This window comes from bacterium, from assembly GCA_029210965.1.
GTDB lineage: Bacteria > BMS3Abin14 > BMS3Abin14 > BMS3Abin14 > BMS3Abin14 > JALHUC01.
This window is the reverse complement of record JARGFZ010000111.1, coordinates 1-958: the sequence shown is the minus strand read 5'-3', so window position 1 is coordinate 958 and position 958 is coordinate 1. Positions and strand designations below refer to the sequence as shown.

General features: G+C 53.8%; 2 protein-coding genes. Both read left to right on the top strand.

Going from position 1 to position 958, the window contains the following annotated elements; translation table 11 throughout:
• A partial coding sequence (locus P1S59_14520) for an AI-2E family transporter (protein MDF1527439.1) occupies positions 1 to 465 on the top strand: 465 nt, incomplete at its 5' end.
• Positions 466 to 553: 88 nt separating this feature from the next.
• Positions 554 to 751, top strand: a complete 198-nt coding sequence (locus P1S59_14515) for a hypothetical protein (GenBank protein ID MDF1527438.1) — start codon at positions 554 to 556, stop codon at positions 749 to 751.
• The last annotated feature ends 207 nt before the right edge of the window (positions 752 to 958 follow it).

Genomic DNA, 958 nt, shown 5'->3' with positions numbered 1-958 from the left:
CTGGGGCTCACCGGGATACGGTTCGGCGTGCTCATCGGTGTTGTGGCGGGTCTCATGTTCATCATTCCCTACGTTGGAACGGTTATCGGGATCCTTGCATCAGCCATGGTGCTTCTCGTTGATTTTTCGGGATGGGGCCAGGTACTGGGTGTTGTCTCGACTTTCGCTGTCGCCCAAGCGGTGGAAGGTTATGTTCTGACCCCGCGGATCGTTGGAAACCGCGTGGGATTGAACCAGCTTGAGACCCTCATCGCCATCCTGGTGGGGGGCGAGATGGGGGGCCTCGCTGGCCTTATCATCGCTATCCCGGCAGGAGGAATCCTGAAAAGGACCATCCAGTTCCTGCTCCCTGATCATCCCGGTGGACCTGAAGGGGAAGAGGACCAGCGGCTATATATGGCGGCCGCTCAAGACACGGAGACACGGGGACGCGGGGACACGGAGAGCAATGGAGATAGTGCATAAGTGCAGGAGTGCAGAAGTGCTGAAGTGAAGGATTCATCTTCTGGCTCCTGGATTCTGCTTTCTGAATTCTGATTTAAGGAGCAAAACCATGATCGGAACAAAAGGCTCAAAGATGGAGACCTTTGGTACGGTGCTGACTTACTGTATCCAGTGCGGAAAGATCATCGAGGGGAAACCCTATGAGATGAGCATGGACGGGATCTGTGCTTCGGTCAATCCGGTTTATTTTTGTTCGAAAGAGTGCTGGGAGGGTAGTGACGAGTTCAACACCGAAAATTGGGACTAATGCGGCATCCGATAACGGGTCATCTGCTGCGTTCTCAGTTGTCGGCAATCCTCGACGTATGTCAGCATATACGCCTCCGGTTGCCTCCTCCTTGCGGCCTTGCATCTAACCCGTTCTCGAATGCCTTCTATATCAAGTTTACTGCACTCTTGGCGGCTGTTGGTGACCGCTAATTGGTCAATCTCAGTTAGTGCTAAGGGCATGGTA

Bases quoted from the DNA above. Each gene is read 5' to 3' on its own strand.
- P1S59_14515 (MDF1527438.1), top strand. From the start codon at position 554: ATGATCGGAACAAAAGGCTCAAAGATGGAGACCTTTGGTACGGTGCTG.